The 235-nt window shown below is 56.2% G+C and carries 1 protein-coding gene; it reads right to left on the bottom strand.

The features are described from left to right. The coding region (locus EXE42_RS20005) for a hypothetical protein (protein WP_206750789.1) at window positions 1-235 on the bottom strand (235 nt) is incomplete at both ends.

A 235-nucleotide genomic window follows, 5' to 3' on the forward strand; every position in this document is an offset into this window, starting at 1 on the left:
CCTGTTCGGTCGTCGCGACACCAAGATCGTCAGCGTCGTCGACAACGACATCGACCGATGCCGACGGGTCCTGGGTCACGCTCGCGTCACCGGTGACAGTTGCGGTGGCGGTGAACTCAGTTCCGTCACTCACTGAAATTTGAGTTTCAGTGAAGGTGTTGTCGGTACCAGCTTCTTCAAGCGTACTATCTCCGTCCACGTCTGCTTCAAACGTGATACTCTCGTACGTGCCCTT

Origin of the sequence: Halorubrum sp. SP3, from assembly GCF_005435195.1 — an archaeon.
GTDB lineage: Archaea > Halobacteriota > Halobacteria > Halobacteriales > Haloferacaceae > Halorubrum > Halorubrum sodomense.